We start from the raw sequence: 14,592 nt of genomic DNA, 5'->3' as shown, positions 1-14,592 counted from the left end.
GGCCGGCCCCGGCTCCCACCTGCCTGGCCCGGCCGACCGTGACTGCACACACTGGAAGCGGAGGCGCCATGGTCTCGATGCACAAGGGGCTGGTGCGGCGGTGGCGCGGGCCCGCGGCGGCCGCCGCCGGCGCGCTGCCCGCCCTCGCCTTCCCCGCCCCCGCGCTCTGGTGGTTCGCCTACGTCGCCCTCGCGCCGTGGATGCTGCTGCTGCGGTCGGCCCCCACCGGGCGGCGGGCGGCCCTGGAGGGCTGGCTCGGCGGCGCCGCCTTCATCGTGGCCGTCCACCACTGGCTGCTGCCCAGCCTGCACGTGTTCCTGGTACCGGTGGCCGCGCTGGTCGGGCTGCTGTGGATCCCCTGGGCGCTGCTGGTGCGGCACCTGCTCGGCGGGCAGCCCGCGGCGGGCCGGGCGGCGGCCGCGCTGGTCCTCGTACCGGCGGCGTGGCTGCTGTCGGAGCTCGTCCGGTCCTGGCAGGGGCTGGGCGGGCCGTGGGGGCTGCTGGGGGCCAGCCAGTGGCAGGTGCCGCCCGCCCTGCGGCTGGCTTCGGTGGGCGGGGTGTGGCTGGTCAGCCTGCTGGTCGTGGCCGTGAACTGCGCGCTGGTGCTGCTGATCGCGGCGCCGGGGGCGCGGCTCCCCGCGCTGGCGGGGATGACGGGGTGCGCGGTGCTCACGGGGGCGGTGTGGGTGTGGGCCGAGCGGCCGGAGCAGTCGGGCTGGCTGCGCGTGGCCGTCGTACAGCCGGGCCCGGTGGCGGACGGACCGGACAGTGCGGAGCGGCGGTTCGCCGCCGGTGAGCGGCTGACCCGGAGCCTGGCCGGCCGGCCCGTCGACCTCGTGGTGTGGGGCGAGAGCAGCGTCGGCGAGGACCTGACGGCCCGCCCGGACCTGGCCCGGCGGCTGGCTTCGCTGTCCGCGGAGGTCGGGGCTCCGCTCCTGGTGAACGTGGACGCGCGGCGGGCAGACCGCCCCGGGATCTACAAGAGCGCGGTGCTCACGGGCCCCCTGGGACCCACGGGCGACCGGTACGACAAGATGCGGCTCGTCCCCTTCGGCGAGTACGTGCCGGCCAGGGCGCTGCTCGGCTGGGCCACCTCGGTCGGCAAGGCCGCGGGCGAGGACCGCATGCGCGGCGAGGCTCCGGTGGTGATGGACCTGCCCGAGCGGGCCGACGGCGGCCCCGGCCTGCGCCTCGGTCCCCTGGTCTGCTTCGAGTCGGCCTTCCCCGACATGAGCAGGCGCCTCACCCGCGACGGGGCCGCCCTGCTCGTCGCCCAGTCGGCCACCTCGACCTTCCAGGACAGCTGGGCCCCCGCCCAGCACGCCTCGCTGGCCGCGCTGCGGGCGGCCGAGAACGGCCGCCCGATGGTGCACGCCACCCTCACGGGCGTCAGCGTGGTCCACGGCCCGTCCGGCGAGCGGATCGGCTCCGCCCTGCCCACGACCGCAGCCGCGGCGGCGGTGTACGAGGTCCCGCTGGCCCGTGGCACGACCCTCTACGTCCGCTTCGGGGACTGGCCGGTGGCCGCGTCCCTGGCGGTCCTGGCGGCCTACTGCGCGGCGGCGGGAGTAGGGTCGCTCAGGAGGCCTGTTCCAGAGCCGAGCGCACCACCCGCTCACACAGTTCGTGGGTGAGGAGCGCGTCCCGGGCGCTGAGCACCTCGCCCGCCTCGACCGACTCCAGGAACCGGTCCACGACCTGCTCGATACCGCGCTGGCGGGCGACCGGCACCCAGTCCCCCCGGCGGCGCACGGTCGGCTGCCCCTTGTGGTCGATGACCTCCGCGAGGTTGACGACCTGCCGCTTCGTGTCCCGGCCGGACACCTCCAGGATCTCCTCGGTGGAGCCGGACAGGCGGTTCATGATGCCGAGCGCGGTGAAACCGGCACCGGAGAGCTGGAGCACCACCTGGTGCATCAGCCCCTCACGCACCACGGCGCGGACGTCGACGTGGTCGGTTTCACCGGGCAGCAGGAAGCGCAGGGTGTCGACGACGTGGATGAAGTCGTCCAGCACCAGGGTGCGCGGGTCCTCCGGCAGCCCGACGCGGTTCTTCTGCATGATGATGAGGTCGCGCGGGTGATCGGCGCACTGCGCGTAGCCGGGGGCGTGCCGGCGGTTGAAGCCGACGGCGAGGGAGACCCCCCGTTCCTCGGCCAGTTCGACCAGCCGCCGCGAGTCCGCGAACTCGTAGGCGAGCGGCTTGTCCACGTACGTCGGGACGCCGGCCTCCAGCAGCCGCGCGACGATCTCGGGGTGCGCCACGGTGGCGGCGTGCACGAAGGCCGCGTCGAGCCCCACGGCGAGCAGCGCGTCCAGATCGGTGTGCCGTTGCCGGGCCGGGACGTGGTGGACGTCCCCGACGCGCTCCAGCGTGGCGGGGGTTCGGGTCTGCAAGTGCAGCTCGACGCCCGGGCGCGTGGTGAGGACGGGCAGGTACGCCTTCTGCGCGATGTCGCCGAGTCCGATGCAGCCGACCTTCACCGGGAGCCTCCTGGTTCGTGCCTGGTGGGATTCCCGCAGCTTAATCCCTGGTGGCACGGGCCCGGTTCCCCGAGGATGTCCCCATGACCACCAGTTCTGGATCACACCGCAGCGAACCCTCCACCACCGCCGACGAGCGGGACCTGCTCGACGGCTGGCTCGACTACCACCGCTCCACCCTCGTCTGGAAGTGCGAGGGGCTGGGGGACGAGCAGCTGCGCCAGACGCCGTTGCGGCCCTCCGAGTTGAGCCTCCTGGGCCTGGTGCGGCACATGGCGGAGGTGGAGCGGTACTGGTTCCGGGAGATCATGCTGGGCGAGGACCTCCCCGAGCTGTACTGCACGAGCGAGGACCCGGACGGGGACTTCCACGTCACCGACAAGGACACCTGGACCGAGGCCCACCGGGTGTGGCAGACCGAGGTCGAGCTGGCGCGCCAGGCAGCCGGGGGCCGTTCGCTCGACCTCCTGTCGCAGGCCGAGAACCACCACCGCGGCGAGGTGTTCAGCCTGCGCTGGGTCTACACCCACATGATCGAGGAGTACGCGCGCCACAACGGCCACGCGGACCTGCTGCGCGAGCAGATCGACGGCGCGACGGGGGACTGACGGCCGGGGCGTAAGCGGCGGTTGGGCGTGCGTACGCGGCGGTGTCCGGCGGATCGGCCGTCACCCGTGCGGGGTCAATATCCGCTCAGGGTTTTCGCAACGGGGTGCTCGCACAGCAGAGTTGCGCGAGTGCATCCAACCCGAACCACGACAACGCTGCTGCTCGGAGTCGCCTGTGCCGTCTCGGCTGTCTCCGGCTGTGTGAGCGTGAGCCCCGGTCCCGTCCAGCCGACGGCCGCCCCCGCGGCCGGGGTGCCGCCCCGGCACGAGCCGCGCACGGGGCCCGGGTCCGTCCCGGTGGTCGTCCAGGCACCCGCCCTGGAGGCGCTGCGGGCGGCTCCGGAGCAGCCCGCGCGGCCCGCGGCCTCCGCCCCCGCCCCGCGCTCCGTTCAGCGCCCCGAACGGGGCGCCCCCGACGGGTCGGCGCCGGACGCACTGCCGGTGCCGGACATCCCGGAGCCGCACCGGCACGCCGGTCCCGCCTCCGGGCGTCCCGACGGCCGTCCACCGCGCTCCCGGCCCGACGCCGAGGTCGAGCGCGAGCTGCTGCGGACGCTGCCGGTGCGGCCGGCCGACGTGTGCGCGCTGGGCCGCCGGCACGGCCGCTGGCACCCGGACAGCCCGGAGGCCCGTATCTGCGGCGGGGTCCAGGGGAACTGATCCACGGGGCTCACGGGGACTCACGGGGACTGTTCCGGGAACGGCCGGGGACCTCCGTCCGGTTCCGCGGCCAGGCGCCGTTCCAGCCGGACGATGGCCGCCCGTACGCCGTTCCCGTATCCGTCGTCGGACAGCGCCCCGGTGGCCGCGCGGGCCCGCGCCAGGTGGACCCGGGCGGCCTCCGGGCGCTGCAGTTTCACGTAGTCGGCGGCCAGGCTCAGGTGCAGCGACGGGTAGAACACGCGCATCGCCGGATGCGGTTCGCGCGGCGCGCGCGCTCCCTCGCCGGGACCGGCCCCGGCGCCGTCCCCGACGCCCGGCACGTCGGCCGCCCTCAGGGCCCTCAGGTCCCAGGCCAGTTCGTCGGCGGGATCGTCCTGGGCGTCGGCCATGTAGTGGGCGAGGGTGCACCGGTGCAGGGAGTCGCCCTCCTCGCCGATCTCGGACCAGATCTCGCCGAGCCGGTTGCGGGCCTCTTCGCGGTCCCCGGCGTGCAACAGGATGACCGCTTGGCCGATCCTGGTCATGACGGCGTCCTCCGACGTCTCCTGCTGCTCCGTCACCGCGGCCTCCGGCTAGCTCTGCCAGACCTGCTCCGGTCTGATCATCCAGACGCTAGCCGGAGGTACCGGTATTGGCGCCGAGGCGCGGTGGAGCGTCAGCCGAGGTCCGGGATCCGCCAGTCGATCGGCTCATGGCCCTGCGCGGCGATGGCCTCGTTGATCTGCGTGAAGGGCCGGGACCCGAAGAACTTCTTGGCCGACAGCGGGGAGGGGTGGGCGCCCTTGACGATCACGTGCCGCTCTTCGTCGATCAGGGGGATCTTCTTCTGGGCGTAGGCGCCCCACAGGACGAAGACGGCCGGGTCGGGGCGCTCGGACACCGCGCGGATCACGGCGTCGGTGAACTTCTCCCAGCCCTTGCCCTTGTGCGAATTGGGCTCGGCCTCGCGGACGGTGAGCACCGCGTTGAGCAGCAGCACGCCCTGCCGGGCCCACGGCATGAGGTACCCGTTGTCCGGGACGGGCAGGCCGAGCTCCTCCTTCATCTCCTTGTAGATGTTGCGCAGCGACGGCGGGGTCTTGACCCCGGGCTGCACGGAGAAGCACAGGCCGTGACCCTGACCGGCGCCGTGATAGGGGTCCTGGCCGAGGACGAGCACCTTCACCTGGTCGAAGGGGGTGGCCTCCAGGGCCGCGAACACCTGCTCGTGGGGCGGATAGACCGGCCCGTTCGCCCGCTCCTTCTCGACGAACTCGGTGAGTTCCTGGAAGTAGGGCTGGTCCAGCTCCCCGCCGAGGACGGGGAGCCAGGACTCGGGCAGCATCTGGGTCACGGTGAAAACCTCCGGTACAAGTTCGTGCGACTGCTCCAGAACCTACCGGGGGGCACTGACAACGCGTCGGCCGCCCAGGTCAGCCGGCCGCACCGGCCGCCCGCCTACCAGCTGGTCTTGCGGTACAGCTCCCACATCTGCATGGCGGTCTGCGGGTCCAGCGCCCGCTCGGCGCCCGCGATGTCCTCGCGTGCGGCGACGTACAGCTTGCCCTGCCACAGGGGCAGCAGCCGCACGTCCTCGGCGAAGATCTGCTGCGCCTTCTCGAACTCGCGCACTCCCGCCGAGCGGTCTCCCTCGCGGCGGGTCTTGGGCAGCAGCTCGTTCAGGATCTCGGCCTGCTCGTACGGGGTGCCGACCGCGTTCTCCTTCCCGACGAACGGCGCGATGAAGTTGTCCGGGTCCGGGAAGTCGGGGAACCAGCCGCGGCCGAAGACCGGGTACTGACCGCTCTTGTACCCCTCCTGGAAGGCCTTCCAGGGCTGGCTGCGCAGCGTGATCTTGAAGAGGAGGCTCTCGTCCAGCTGCCGCTTGAGCTCGGTGAACTCGTCGGCGGTGGAGGAGCCGTAGCGGTCGGTGGTGTACCAGAAGGTCAGCTCGACCGGCTGGGTGATCCCGGCGTCGCGCAGGATCTTCTTGGCCTTGGGGACGTCGGCGGGGCCGTACTTGTCGTGGAAGGGCGTCTTGTGGCCGACGACCCCTTTGGGGACCATCGAGTACAGCGGCTCCGCGGTGCCCTGGTAGACCTTGGAGACGAGCGTCCCGCGGTCGATGACCTGGGCGATGGCCTGGCGGACCGCGAGCTTGTTGACCGCCGGGTCCTGCGGGTTGAAGACCAGGTAGCGGATCTCGGCGCCGACGTTCTCGACCACCTGGACGCCCAGCGCGTGCGAGGCGGGGGTCTGCAGGTCCGTGATCTCCGGAGCCGACAGGCCTCGGTAGGTGGCGTCGATCTCCTTCGCCTTCAGGGCCGCGACCATCTTCGGGGAGTCCGCGAAGTAGCGGATGGTCACCCCGTTGTTGCGGCGGTTGGCGAAGCCCGCGTAGCTCCCGTTGCGGCTGAGGACGGCCTCGCCGCCCTCCTTGTACGAGTCGAGCACGTACGGGCCGGAACCGGTGACCTTGCCGTCCTCCCGCACCTTGTCGGCCGGGTAGTCCTTGGGCGCGACCAGCGAGGCGGCGGGCGAGCCGAGGACGTACGGGAAGGTGGCGTCCGAGGTCTTCAGGTGGAACACGACCGTCAGCGCGTCCGGGGTCTCGATCTTGTCGAGGCTGCCGAAGAGGTCCTTGGGGCCGACCTTGGACCCGATGGTCCGGATCCGGTCCAGGGAGTGCTTGACGGCCTTGGCGTCGAGCGGCTCGCCGTTGGAGAACTTCAGGCCCTTGCGCAGGGTGCAGCGGTACGCCTGGCTCGCCCCGTCCGTGAAGTCACAGCTCTGGGCGGCGTCCGGCTGGGGCTTGGTGGAGCCCGTGGGGAAGGCCAGCAGGGTCTGGTAGACGTTCCGGTACAGCTCCCAGGAGCCGTCCCAGGCCGCCGCGGGATCGAGGGTGCTCGGTGCGCTGGTGGTACCGACGACGATCCTCTTCATATCGTCGCCGTCGTCCTCCGACAGCAGGCCGCATCCGGCGAGCAGGGATATGGACGCAACGGCCGCAGAGATCTGCAGGCATCTGGTCCGGTTGAACACGTGCACGCTCCTCGATCAGCCAGGGGTGCGGCAGACCCTACCGCAGTGCCTCACGAATCCAATGGGGTGGCTTCGTGAGGCACTTGACCGGTTCCGTGCATATTCGATACACATTTACCTCCCTTTTGGAGGCGGATGTGTCCGATTATCGGTCAATGCACTCCAGCATTGAGGAACATCCCTCCGTCGACGACCAGAGTTTGGCCCGTCACCCATTCCGCTTGTGCGGATGTGAGGAACGCGGCGGCCCCTCCGATGTCCTCGGGCAGCCCCAGCCGCCCGAGCGGATAGGCGGCCGCGGCCTCCTGCTCCCGGCCCTCGTAGAGCGCCTGCGCGAACTTCGTCTTGACCACCGCCGGGGCGATGGCGTTGACCCGGACACCCGGTGCCATCTCGTGGGCGAGCTGGAGCGTGAGGTTGATCATGGCGGCCTTGCTCATCCCGTACGCACCGATGAAGGGCGAAGCGGAGACGCCGGCGATGGAGGCGATGTTCACGATCGCACCGCCGTTGTCCTTCTGCCAGGCGTGCCAGGTCCGCTGGGCGAAGCCAAGCGCCGAGATCACGTTCGTCTCGAAGACCTTGCGGGCGACCCCGAGGTCCAGGTCCGCGATCGGCCCGAAGACCGGATTGGTGCCCGCGTTGTTGACCAGGAAGTCGACGCGGCCGAAGGCCTCCATCGTCCGCTCGACGGCGACGGCCTGGTGCTCCTCGTCGTGCGCCTTGCCCGCGACACCGATCACCCGGTCCGCGCCGAGCCGCTCGACGGCCTCCTTGAGGGCCTCCTCGCTGCGCCCCGTGATGCAGAGCCGGTCACCGCGCGCGACCAGCGCCTCGGCGATGCCGTAGCCGATGCCCCGGCTCGCCCCGGTGATCAGCGCGACCTTGCCGCTGTCGGTTCCGTTGTACGTCATGACGTGCGCCCTGCCTCTCGTGACGTCAGTTGAGCGGGCCGCCGGCCACGTACATGACCTGGCCGGAGACGAAGCCCGCGGCCTCGCCCGTGAAGAAGGCGATGGCGTTGGCGATGTCGTCGGGACGGCCGACGCGCTGGACGGGGATCTGGGTGGCCGCGGCCGCCTGGAAGTCCTCGAAGCCCATGCCGACGCGGGCGGCCGTCTGCGCGGTCATCTCGGTGACGATGAAGCCGGGGGCGACGGCGTTGGCGGTGACGCCGAACTTGCCGAGCTCGACGGCCAGCGTCTTAGTGAAGCCCTGCAGGCCCGCCTTGGCCGCGGAGTAGTTGGCCTGGCCGCGGTTGCCGAGCGCCGAACTGCTGGAGAGGTTCACGATGCGGCCGAACTTGGCCTCCACCATGTACTTCTGGCAGGCCTTGGACATCAGGAAGGCCCCGCGCAGGTGCACGTTCATGACCGTGTCCCAGTCGGTCTCGCTCATCTTGAACAGCAGGTTGTCGCGCAACACCCCCGCGTTGTTGACCAGGATGGTCGGGGCGCCCAGCTCGTCGGCGACGCGCGCGACGGCCGCCTCCACCTGCGCCCCGTCGGAGACGTCGCAGCCGACCGCCAGGGCCTTGCCGCCGGCCGCCGTGATGGCCTCCACGGTGTCCTTGCAGGCCGCCTCGTCCAGGTCGAGTACGGCGACGGCCCGGCCCTCGGCGGCCAGGCGTACGGCGGTGGCCGCGCCGATGCCCCGGGCCGCCCCGGTCACGATCGCGACGCGCTGCTCGGTGGTGGACATGCTGGATCTCCTCGCCCTTGAGAGGCGGCCGCCCAGAGGTGAGCAACCGCTTAGTAGCTTCAGCTGAGGAGACGCTAGGAGCCCTGGCACCCCGTGTCAACGGCGCGGCCCCCGCACGTCAGCGCACCAGCAGGTCCAGCAGCCGCTCCAGCTCCGCCGCCGGATCGGCCGTCAGGCCGGTGTGCACCGGCCCCGGCTGCACCACGGTGCTGCGCGGTGCGATCAGCCAGCGGAACCGGCGCCCCGGGTCGTCACCCGCCGCCTGTCCCGCGGCCTCCCCGCCCGCGCACACCCCCTCGACCCCGCGCAGGGCGGCCCGTACGCCGGCCACGTCGGCCCGGGGGTCCAGCGCGAGGAGCTTCGCCTCGTCGAGGTGGGTGCGCGCGGCGACGTAGGCGTGCGCCCGGCAGTAGACGATCACGCCGGCGTTGAAGCACTCGCCGCGTTCCATCCGGGGCACCACACGCACCAGCGCGTACTCGAACACGTCCCGCTCGGTCACTCGTCGTCGCTCTTCTTCTTGGTCTTGTGCGGCCATTCGGGCAGGTGGTCGGTGAGCCAGCCGGGCGGTCCGGCCGGGGCCTTGACCTCGGCCTCCAGCGAGATCCTCTCGTGGATCGTGGCCGCACGCGGCAGCAGCGCCTCCACATAGGCGCGGCGCACGGCGTCGGTGGTGTCGAAGCCGGGCTCGTCGACCAGCCACTCGTCGGGGACGTCGGCGGCGACCTCCGTGAGGAGCTCCTCGGTGACCAGCGGCGCGAGCGCGGCCGCCGCGGCCGCGATGTCGGGCCCCACGGGGGCCAGGACGTGGTCGGAGGCGTTGTAGGGCTTGGCGGCCGCGGCCGCGGCGGTCGGCCAGTTGTGGTGCCAGATCATGGTGGCGCCGTGGTCGATGAGCCAGACGTCGCCGTGCCAGACCAGCATGTTCGGGTTGCGCCAGGACCGGTCGACGTTGTTGATCAGAGCGTCGAACCAGACCACGCGCCCCGCCTCGACCGGGTCCACCTGGTACGCGAGCGGATCGAAGCCGATCGAGCCGGGCAGGTAGTCCATGCCGAGGTTGAGCCCGCCGCTGGCCTTGAGCAGCTCCTGGACCTCCTGGTCGGGCTCGCCGAGCCCGATGACGGGGTCGAGCTGCATCTGCACCAGCCGCGGGACCCGCAGGCCCAGCCTCTGGGCCAGGCGGCCGCAGATGACCTCGGCGACCAGGGTCTTGCGGCCCTGCCCGGCGCCGGTGAACTTCATGACATAGGTCCCGTAGTCGTCGGCCTCGACGATTCCCGGGAGCGAGCCGCCCTCACGCAGGGGCGTGACGTAGCGCGTCGCGATCACTTCGGACAACATCCGCCCAGGTTACGGCGATCAGGACGCGGGAGCCCACTGATTGAGCAGCGCCTCGGCCGTAGTGATCACCGCCACCAGCGCGAGGGAGTTGCGGATCACCTCGGCGGTGCAGGAGGCGGGCACCCCGGCGATGGCGTCGGCCGGGACGACGACCTGGTAGCCGAGGTTCACGGCGTCGAAGACGGTGTTCGGGATGGCGATGTTGGAGGAGACCCCGGTGACGACGAGGGTGCGGACGCCGAGGTTGCGCAGCAGGGCGTCGAGACCGGTGCCGGCCATCGGGGAGAGACCGTGGAGCCGGCGGACCACCAGGTCCTGTGCGGCCACGACGATGGGGGCGGCGACCTCGACCGCCGGGCTCCCGGTCAGCTGGCGCACGGGCAGCTTGCCGGCGGCGCGGAACAGCCGCGCGTTGCTGTTCGCGCCGAGCCCGTCCGGCCGCCGTTCGGCGATCGCGTGCAGCACCTGTACGCCGGCCCCGCGCGCCGCGTCGGCCAGCGCGGCCACCCGCTCCAGCATCCCGGAGTCCCGGGCCTCCTTGGCCAGCTCGGGCAACGCGCTCTCCTCGCCGACCACGCCGTTCTGGCACTCGACGGTGAGCAGCGCGGTGGTGGCGGGGTCCAGATCCGGCATGACTCCCCCTGGCGTGGCGACGGAAGAGCCCTCATGATTCCTGACACACAGTCAGATGTGAAGGGGTGCGGGACGGATGGACGAGGCACGGGTGAGTGAGACGCAGCGGCGGGGCCGCCGCATCATGATGAGCGACGCGGAAGTGGACGCCTTCCTGCGCGAGCAGAGGACCTGCCGGGTGGCGACGGTCTCCCCGGACGGACGCCCGCACGTGGGCGCCCTGTGGTTCGCCTGGGACGGCAGCTCGCTGTGGCTGTACTCGATCACCCGCAGCCGCCGCTGGTCCGACCTGCGCAAGGATCCGCGGATCTCGGTGGTCGTGGACGCGGGCGAGGCGTACGGCGAACTGCGCGGCGTGGAACTGTCCGGCAGCGCCGTCTTCGTGGGCGAGGCCCCGCGCACGGGCGAGCCGTGCCCCGAGCTGGCCGAGGCCGAACGGATCTTCCCGGCCAAGAACTTCGGGATCCCGCAGATGCCGCACGACGGACGGCACGCCTGGATCCGCCTCACCCCGGAGTCGGTCGTCTCCTGGGACTTCCGCAAGCTGTAGGCGCCTTGCGCGGAACCGGGCGGGGTGCGGCGGGGGTGCGGCCCGCACGCGCGGCCGCTACCGTGCGGCCACCTCGCGCAGGGCCTCGACCGCGGCCCGGATGGAGGGCCGCCGGTCGGCGTCCGCGCGCCAGACCGCGTACACGTGCCGGCGCACCGTGTCGCAGACCGGCAGGAGCCGCACCCCCGGGGGCACCGGGCCGCGGCCCAGCCGGGGCGCCACGCACACCCCGAGCCCGGCCTCCACGAAGGCCAGCTGGGTGTGGTGTTCTTCGGCGATGTGGGCGATGCGCGGCTCGCTGCCCGTACCCCGCAGGGTGAAGACCAGCCACTCGTGGCAGAACTGTCCCTCCTTCCAGGAGATCCAGTCGTCGTCGGCGAACTCGGCGAGGGAGATCTCGGACCGGTCGGCGAGGCGGTGGCCGGCCGGGACCGCGATGTCGACGGAGTCGTCGAGCAGGTGCGTCCGGGTGAGTTCGGCGGGCACCGGCATGCGCTTGTTGTACCAGTCGATCGCCAGGGCCAGGTCGAGGTCCCCGCGCACGACGGCCGCCATGCTCTCCTCGGGCTCCTCCTCGCGCACGCGGACCCGCAGGTCCGGATGCCCGGCGCGCAGCGCGGCCAGGGCCTGGGGCAGCAGCCCGCGCATGGCGGTCGCGAAGGCGCCGATCCGCAGCTCGCCGACGGCGCAGCCCCGCTGCGCCTCGACGTCGGCCTGGGCGAGCTCCACCTGGGAGATGATCCGGGCCGCGTGATCGGCGAGCAGCCGCCCCGCGTCGGTGAGCCGGACGCCGCGTCCGTTCCTGGCGAGCAGCGGCTGGCCGACCTCGCGCTCCAGCTTGGCCATCTGCTGGGACACGGCGGAGGTGGTGACGTGGAGACCGTCGGCCGCGCCGCTGACCGAGCCGTGGCGGGCGAGGGCGTCGAGGGTGCGCAAGCGCTCCAGGTTCAACATGTAAGCGATGCTACGCCGACACCCCGAGAAACTCTCGCTTGTCCTACGAAGTTGATACGAGCACAGTAAGGGTCATGAGCGCACCCACGACCGCCCGCCCGGCCCACCCGGCCACCCCCTCCCTCGCCCCCACCCCTCCTCCCACCCGGCGGGGCGGTCTCTGCGACTGGCGCGTCCGCTTCGCGATCCTCTCGGTCGTCTGGGGCTTCAGCTTCCTCCTGATCAAGGTGGGTACGGAGGCGTACGCGCCCTTCCAGGTGGCTCTGGGCCGGGTCCTGTTCGGGGCGCTCGCCCTCCTCGCCGTGCTGCTGATCCGCCGCGAGCCGCTCCCTCGGGGGCTGCGCACCTGGGGCCACCTCAGCGTGGCTGCGCTCCTGCTCAACACCGCCCCCTTCTCGCTCTTCGCGTACGCGGAGCTGAGCATTCCGTCCAGCCTGGCGGGCATCTGCAACGCCACCTCGCCCCTGTGGGGCATGGCGCTCTCGATGGTCGCCCTGTCCGAGGACCGCCCGACGCGCCGCCGCTTCGCCGGCCTGGGCCTGGGCTTCCTGGGCGTGCTCACCGTCCTCGGCGCCTGGCACGGCTTCTCCGGCGTCGACGCCAAGGGCACCGCCTTCGCCCTGCTGGCCTCGCTCTGCTACCCCGTCGGCTGGATCTACGTCCGCCGCACGCTGGCCGGCACCCCCGGCTCACCGGTGGCCCTGACCGGCGGCCAGCTGATGGTCTCCACGCTCCAGCTCGCCCTGGTCAGCGCCCTGTTCACGACGGCGCCGGGCTCGTTCCCGCTCTGGCCGACCCTGTCGGTGATCGCGCTGGGGGCGCTCGGCACGGGGATGGCCCTGCAGATGCAGTACGGACTGGTGACGGAGGTCGGGCCGACCACCGCCCAGATGGTCACCTACTTCATCCCGGTCATCGCCACCACGGCGGGCGTCCTGGTGCTCGGCGAGCAACTGCACTGGAACACCCCGGTCGGCGCCGCCATCGTGCTGGCGGGCGCCGCCCTCACCCAGGCCCGCCCCGGCGCACGCAAGCCCGCGTAGCCCTTGCCAAGGGCTACGCCTCAAGGGCGGGCGCTGGAGCGCTGGGCCGACAGCAACGCCGAGCTGCGCATGCACGCCCGGGGCGACCTCGGCCCGGTGCAACGGCGGCTCTCGGTCCGCCTCTACCGCCTCGTCGGCACGCTGATCGCCCTGTGCGGGTGCGTCTTCGTCCTCGGCGGGCTGCTGGAAGCCGCCTGACACTCCGGCGAGGGGCCGGCCCGGGATGAGGGGTACCCGCCCCGGCCGGGCCGGGGTCACACGTACCGGACCCCGGCCGCCCCCGGCCGGACCGCCGCCGCCACGGCGTCGGCCAGACCCAGCACCTCCCCGGCCGCCAGCTGCGACACCGTCAGCCGCACGCCCGGCGGCGACTCGACCCGGAACCGGGCTCCGGCGGTCACCGCCCAGCCCGCGGCCAGCAGCCGCGTCACCACTCCCGTCTCGTCGGCCACCGGCACCCACACGTTCATCCCGCTGCGCCCGTACGCCTGTACGCCCCGCTCGCGCAGCGCCGCCACCAGCCCGTCGCGCCGCTCCCCGTACGAGCGGGCCACCGCGGAGCGGTCCACCGCGCCCGAGGTCCACAGCTCCACCACCGCGTACTGGAGCAGCCGGCTCACCCATCCGGGGCCCAGCCGCTGCCGCCCCCGCACCCGGTCCAGGGTCACCGCGTCCCCCGTCAGCACCGCCAGCCGCAGGTCCGGCCCGTACGCCTTCGCCGCCGACCGGACCAGCGCCCAGTGCCGGGTGACCCCACCCAGCGGCTGGAGGGGCAGGTCCACGATCGCGTGCCCGTGGTCGTCGTCGATCACCAGCACCTCGGGGTGGCCCGCCAGCAGGGCGCGCAGCTCCGCCGCCCGCTCCGCGCTCACCGCCGCGCCCGTCGGGTTCTGGGCCCGTGAGGTCACCACCAGCGCCCGCGCCCCGGCCTCCAGGGCCCGCGCCACCGCGTGGACCTGCGGCCCGTCGTCGTCCACGGCGACCGGCAGCACCCGCAGCCCGAGCGCCGGGACCAGGTCCAGCACGCTCCCCCAGCCCGGATCCTCGACCGCGACGGCGTCCCCGGGGCGCAGGTGCGCCGCCAGGACCCGTTCGATCCCGTCCAGCGCGCCGGAGGTCAGCGCGACGGGCCCGGCCGGCACCCCGTCCGCGTCGAGGTCGGCCCGGGCCAGCCGGGCCAAGTCCGGGTCGACCGGGTCCTGCCCGTAGAGGGGCGGGGCCTGGGCGTACCGCCGGGCGGCCGCCGCCAGCGGCCCCTCCAGCGACGGGAGCAGGGACACGTCCGGGTTGCCCTCCGTGAGGTCCCGCACGCCCGCCGGCACGGCCATCCGCAGGGCGTCGCGCGGCGCGCTCGACGGGCGGGCGCGCACCCGGCTGCCGCGCCGCCCGTCGGTTTCGATGACCCCGCGCTCGCGCAGCGTCCGGTACGCCGCCGCCACGGTGTTGGGGTTCACCCCCAGCTCGGCCGCCAGCTCCCGCATGGGCGGGAGCAGCGCGCCCGGCGCGAGCGCGCCCGCTCCGACGCCCGCTTCGACACTGGCCGCGATATCCGCTGCACGGCGTCCGACAATCCGATAGTCTCCTAGCACAA

The 14,592-nt window shown here is 72.9% G+C and carries 17 protein-coding genes; 6 read left to right on the top strand and 11 right to left on the bottom strand.

Annotated elements, in window-relative coordinates:
* The first annotated feature begins 68 nt into the window (after positions 1–68).
* Positions 69–1,634 carry an apolipoprotein N-acyltransferase gene (lnt, locus tag AC07DU_RS00200; protein ID WP_479108782.1) on the top strand — a complete coding sequence of 522 codons (1,566 nt, stop codon included), beginning with the start codon at positions 69–71 and terminating at the stop codon, positions 1,632–1,634.
* Here lnt and AC07DU_RS00195 read toward each other — a convergent pair.
* Positions 1,579–2,484, bottom strand: a complete 906-nt coding sequence (locus AC07DU_RS00195; protein WP_360898312.1) for a Gfo/Idh/MocA family protein — start codon at positions 2,482–2,484, stop codon at positions 1,579–1,581. The genes lnt and AC07DU_RS00195 overlap by 56 nt on opposite strands.
* An 83-nt stretch (positions 2,485–2,567) precedes the next feature.
* Here AC07DU_RS00195 and AC07DU_RS00190 point away from each other — a divergent pair, with 83 nt between their 5' ends.
* Both AC07DU_RS00190 and AC07DU_RS00185 read left to right on the top strand, forming a co-directional pair.
* The gene (locus tag AC07DU_RS00190) at positions 2,568–3,092 is read left to right on the top strand and encodes a DinB family protein (RefSeq protein ID WP_479108781.1); all 525 of its coding nucleotides are present in this window, start codon (positions 2,568–2,570) and stop codon (positions 3,090–3,092) included.
* Positions 3,093–3,221: 129 nt separating this feature from the next.
* Positions 3,222–3,752 (top strand): hypothetical protein, encoded by a 531-nt coding sequence (locus AC07DU_RS00185; protein WP_479036925.1) that lies wholly within the window; start codon positions 3,222–3,224, stop codon positions 3,750–3,752.
* 20 nt (positions 3,753–3,772) lie between these two features.
* On the opposite strand, the gene AC07DU_RS00180 is transcribed toward AC07DU_RS00185, so the two are convergent.
* The 8 genes from AC07DU_RS00180 to AC07DU_RS00145 all read right to left on the bottom strand — a co-directional run bounded on the left by AC07DU_RS00180 (position 3,773) and on the right by AC07DU_RS00145 (position 10,454).
* The gene (locus AC07DU_RS00180) at positions 3,773–4,315 is read right to left on the bottom strand and encodes a hypothetical protein (RefSeq protein ID WP_479108780.1); all 543 of its coding nucleotides are present in this window, start codon (positions 4,313–4,315) and stop codon (positions 3,773–3,775) included.
* A gap of 95 nt (positions 4,316–4,410) precedes the next feature.
* Positions 4,411–5,079, bottom strand: coding sequence for a uracil-DNA glycosylase (locus AC07DU_RS00175; RefSeq protein ID WP_360898464.1), 669 nt, complete (start codon positions 5,077–5,079; stop codon positions 4,411–4,413).
* A 113-nt stretch (positions 5,080–5,192) separates the two neighbouring features.
* Positions 5,193–6,776 carry an ABC transporter substrate-binding protein gene (locus AC07DU_RS00170; protein WP_360898304.1) on the bottom strand — a complete coding sequence of 528 codons (1,584 nt, stop codon included), beginning with the start codon at positions 6,774–6,776 and terminating at the stop codon, positions 5,193–5,195.
* Positions 6,777–6,928: 152 nt separating this feature from the next.
* Entirely contained in the window at positions 6,929–7,690 is a 762-nt protein-coding gene (locus tag AC07DU_RS00165) for an SDR family oxidoreductase (RefSeq protein WP_360898302.1), read from the bottom strand.
* A gap of 25 nt (positions 7,691–7,715) precedes the next feature.
* Positions 7,716–8,477, bottom strand: a complete 762-nt coding sequence (gene fabG / locus AC07DU_RS00160) for a 3-oxoacyl-ACP reductase FabG (protein WP_361947129.1) — start codon at positions 8,475–8,477, stop codon at positions 7,716–7,718.
* 118 nt (positions 8,478–8,595) lie between these two features.
* Positions 8,596–9,015 carry a DUF3037 domain-containing protein gene (locus tag AC07DU_RS00155; RefSeq protein WP_453374083.1) on the bottom strand — a complete coding sequence of 140 codons (420 nt, stop codon included), beginning with the start codon at positions 9,013–9,015 and terminating at the stop codon, positions 8,596–8,598.
* The gene (locus AC07DU_RS00150; protein WP_360898296.1) at positions 8,976–9,821 is read right to left on the bottom strand and encodes a HipA family kinase; all 846 of its coding nucleotides are present in this window, start codon (positions 9,819–9,821) and stop codon (positions 8,976–8,978) included. The genes AC07DU_RS00155 and AC07DU_RS00150 overlap by 40 nt, the downstream gene beginning before the upstream one ends.
* 18 nt (positions 9,822–9,839) lie before the next feature.
* Positions 9,840–10,454: a cysteine hydrolase family protein gene (locus tag AC07DU_RS00145; protein WP_468626279.1), complete on the bottom strand. Its 615-nt coding sequence runs from the start codon at positions 10,452–10,454 to the stop codon at positions 9,840–9,842.
* Positions 10,455–10,545: 91 nt separating this feature from the next.
* On the opposite strand from AC07DU_RS00145, the gene AC07DU_RS00140 reads away from it, so the two are divergent.
* The gene (locus AC07DU_RS00140; protein WP_360898292.1) at positions 10,546–11,004 is read left to right on the top strand and encodes a pyridoxamine 5'-phosphate oxidase family protein; all 459 of its coding nucleotides are present in this window, start codon (positions 10,546–10,548) and stop codon (positions 11,002–11,004) included.
* A gap of 57 nt (positions 11,005–11,061) precedes the next feature.
* Here AC07DU_RS00140 and AC07DU_RS00135 read toward each other — a convergent pair whose 3' ends face one another.
* Positions 11,062–11,958, bottom strand: coding sequence for a LysR family transcriptional regulator (locus AC07DU_RS00135; protein WP_360898290.1), 897 nt, complete (start codon positions 11,956–11,958; stop codon positions 11,062–11,064).
* Between the two features lie 38 nt (positions 11,959–11,996).
* Between AC07DU_RS00135 and AC07DU_RS00130 the strand changes: the two genes are divergently transcribed.
* Together AC07DU_RS00130 and AC07DU_RS00125 are read left to right on the top strand one after the other, a co-directional pair.
* A complete protein-coding gene (locus tag AC07DU_RS00130) occupies positions 11,997–13,001 on the top strand; it encodes a DMT family transporter (protein ID WP_479108779.1) in 1,005 nt (334 codons plus the stop codon).
* 3 nt (positions 13,002–13,004) lie between these two features.
* Positions 13,005–13,199, top strand: a complete 195-nt coding sequence (locus tag AC07DU_RS00125; protein WP_479108778.1) for a hypothetical protein — start codon at positions 13,005–13,007, stop codon at positions 13,197–13,199.
* A 56-nt stretch (positions 13,200–13,255) separates the two neighbouring features.
* Here the strand turns inward: AC07DU_RS00125 and AC07DU_RS00120 are convergent, their stop codons facing one another.
* The gene (locus AC07DU_RS00120) at positions 13,256–14,590 is read right to left on the bottom strand and encodes an aminotransferase class I/II-fold pyridoxal phosphate-dependent enzyme (RefSeq protein ID WP_479108777.1); all 1,335 of its coding nucleotides are present in this window, start codon (positions 14,588–14,590) and stop codon (positions 13,256–13,258) included.
* Positions 14,591–14,592 lie beyond the last annotated feature (2 nt).

This window comes from Streptomyces sp. NPDC045695, from assembly GCF_056432025.1.
The sequence above is the reverse complement of the archived record's forward strand: the minus strand, read 5'-3'. Positions and strand labels throughout refer to the sequence as shown.

Excerpts from the sequence above, each read along its gene's own strand:
- AC07DU_RS00155 (WP_453374083.1), bottom strand. The coding sequence starts at position 9,015 with ATGGCCGCACAAGACCAAGAAGAAGAGCGACGACGAGTGACCGAGCGG.
- AC07DU_RS00165 (WP_360898302.1), bottom strand. The coding sequence starts at position 7,690 with ATGACGTACAACGGAACCGACAGCGGCAAGGTCGCGCTGATCACCGGG.
- AC07DU_RS00175 (WP_360898464.1), bottom strand. The coding sequence starts at position 5,079 with ATGCTGCCCGAGTCCTGGCTCCCCGTCCTCGGCGGGGAGCTGGACCAG.
- fabG (WP_361947129.1), bottom strand. The coding sequence starts at position 8,477 with ATGTCCACCACCGAGCAGCGCGTCGCGATCGTGACCGGGGCGGCCCGG.
- AC07DU_RS00190 (WP_479108781.1), top strand. The coding sequence starts at position 2,568 with ATGACCACCAGTTCTGGATCACACCGCAGCGAACCCTCCACCACCGCC.
- lnt (WP_479108782.1), top strand. The coding sequence starts at position 69 with ATGGTCTCGATGCACAAGGGGCTGGTGCGGCGGTGGCGCGGGCCCGCG.
- AC07DU_RS00135 (WP_360898290.1), bottom strand. The coding sequence starts at position 11,958 with ATGTTGAACCTGGAGCGCTTGCGCACCCTCGACGCCCTCGCCCGCCAC.
- AC07DU_RS00150 (WP_360898296.1), bottom strand. The coding sequence starts at position 9,821 with ATGTTGTCCGAAGTGATCGCGACGCGCTACGTCACGCCCCTGCGTGAG.
- AC07DU_RS00145 (WP_468626279.1), bottom strand. The coding sequence starts at position 10,454 with ATGCCGGATCTGGACCCCGCCACCACCGCGCTGCTCACCGTCGAGTGC.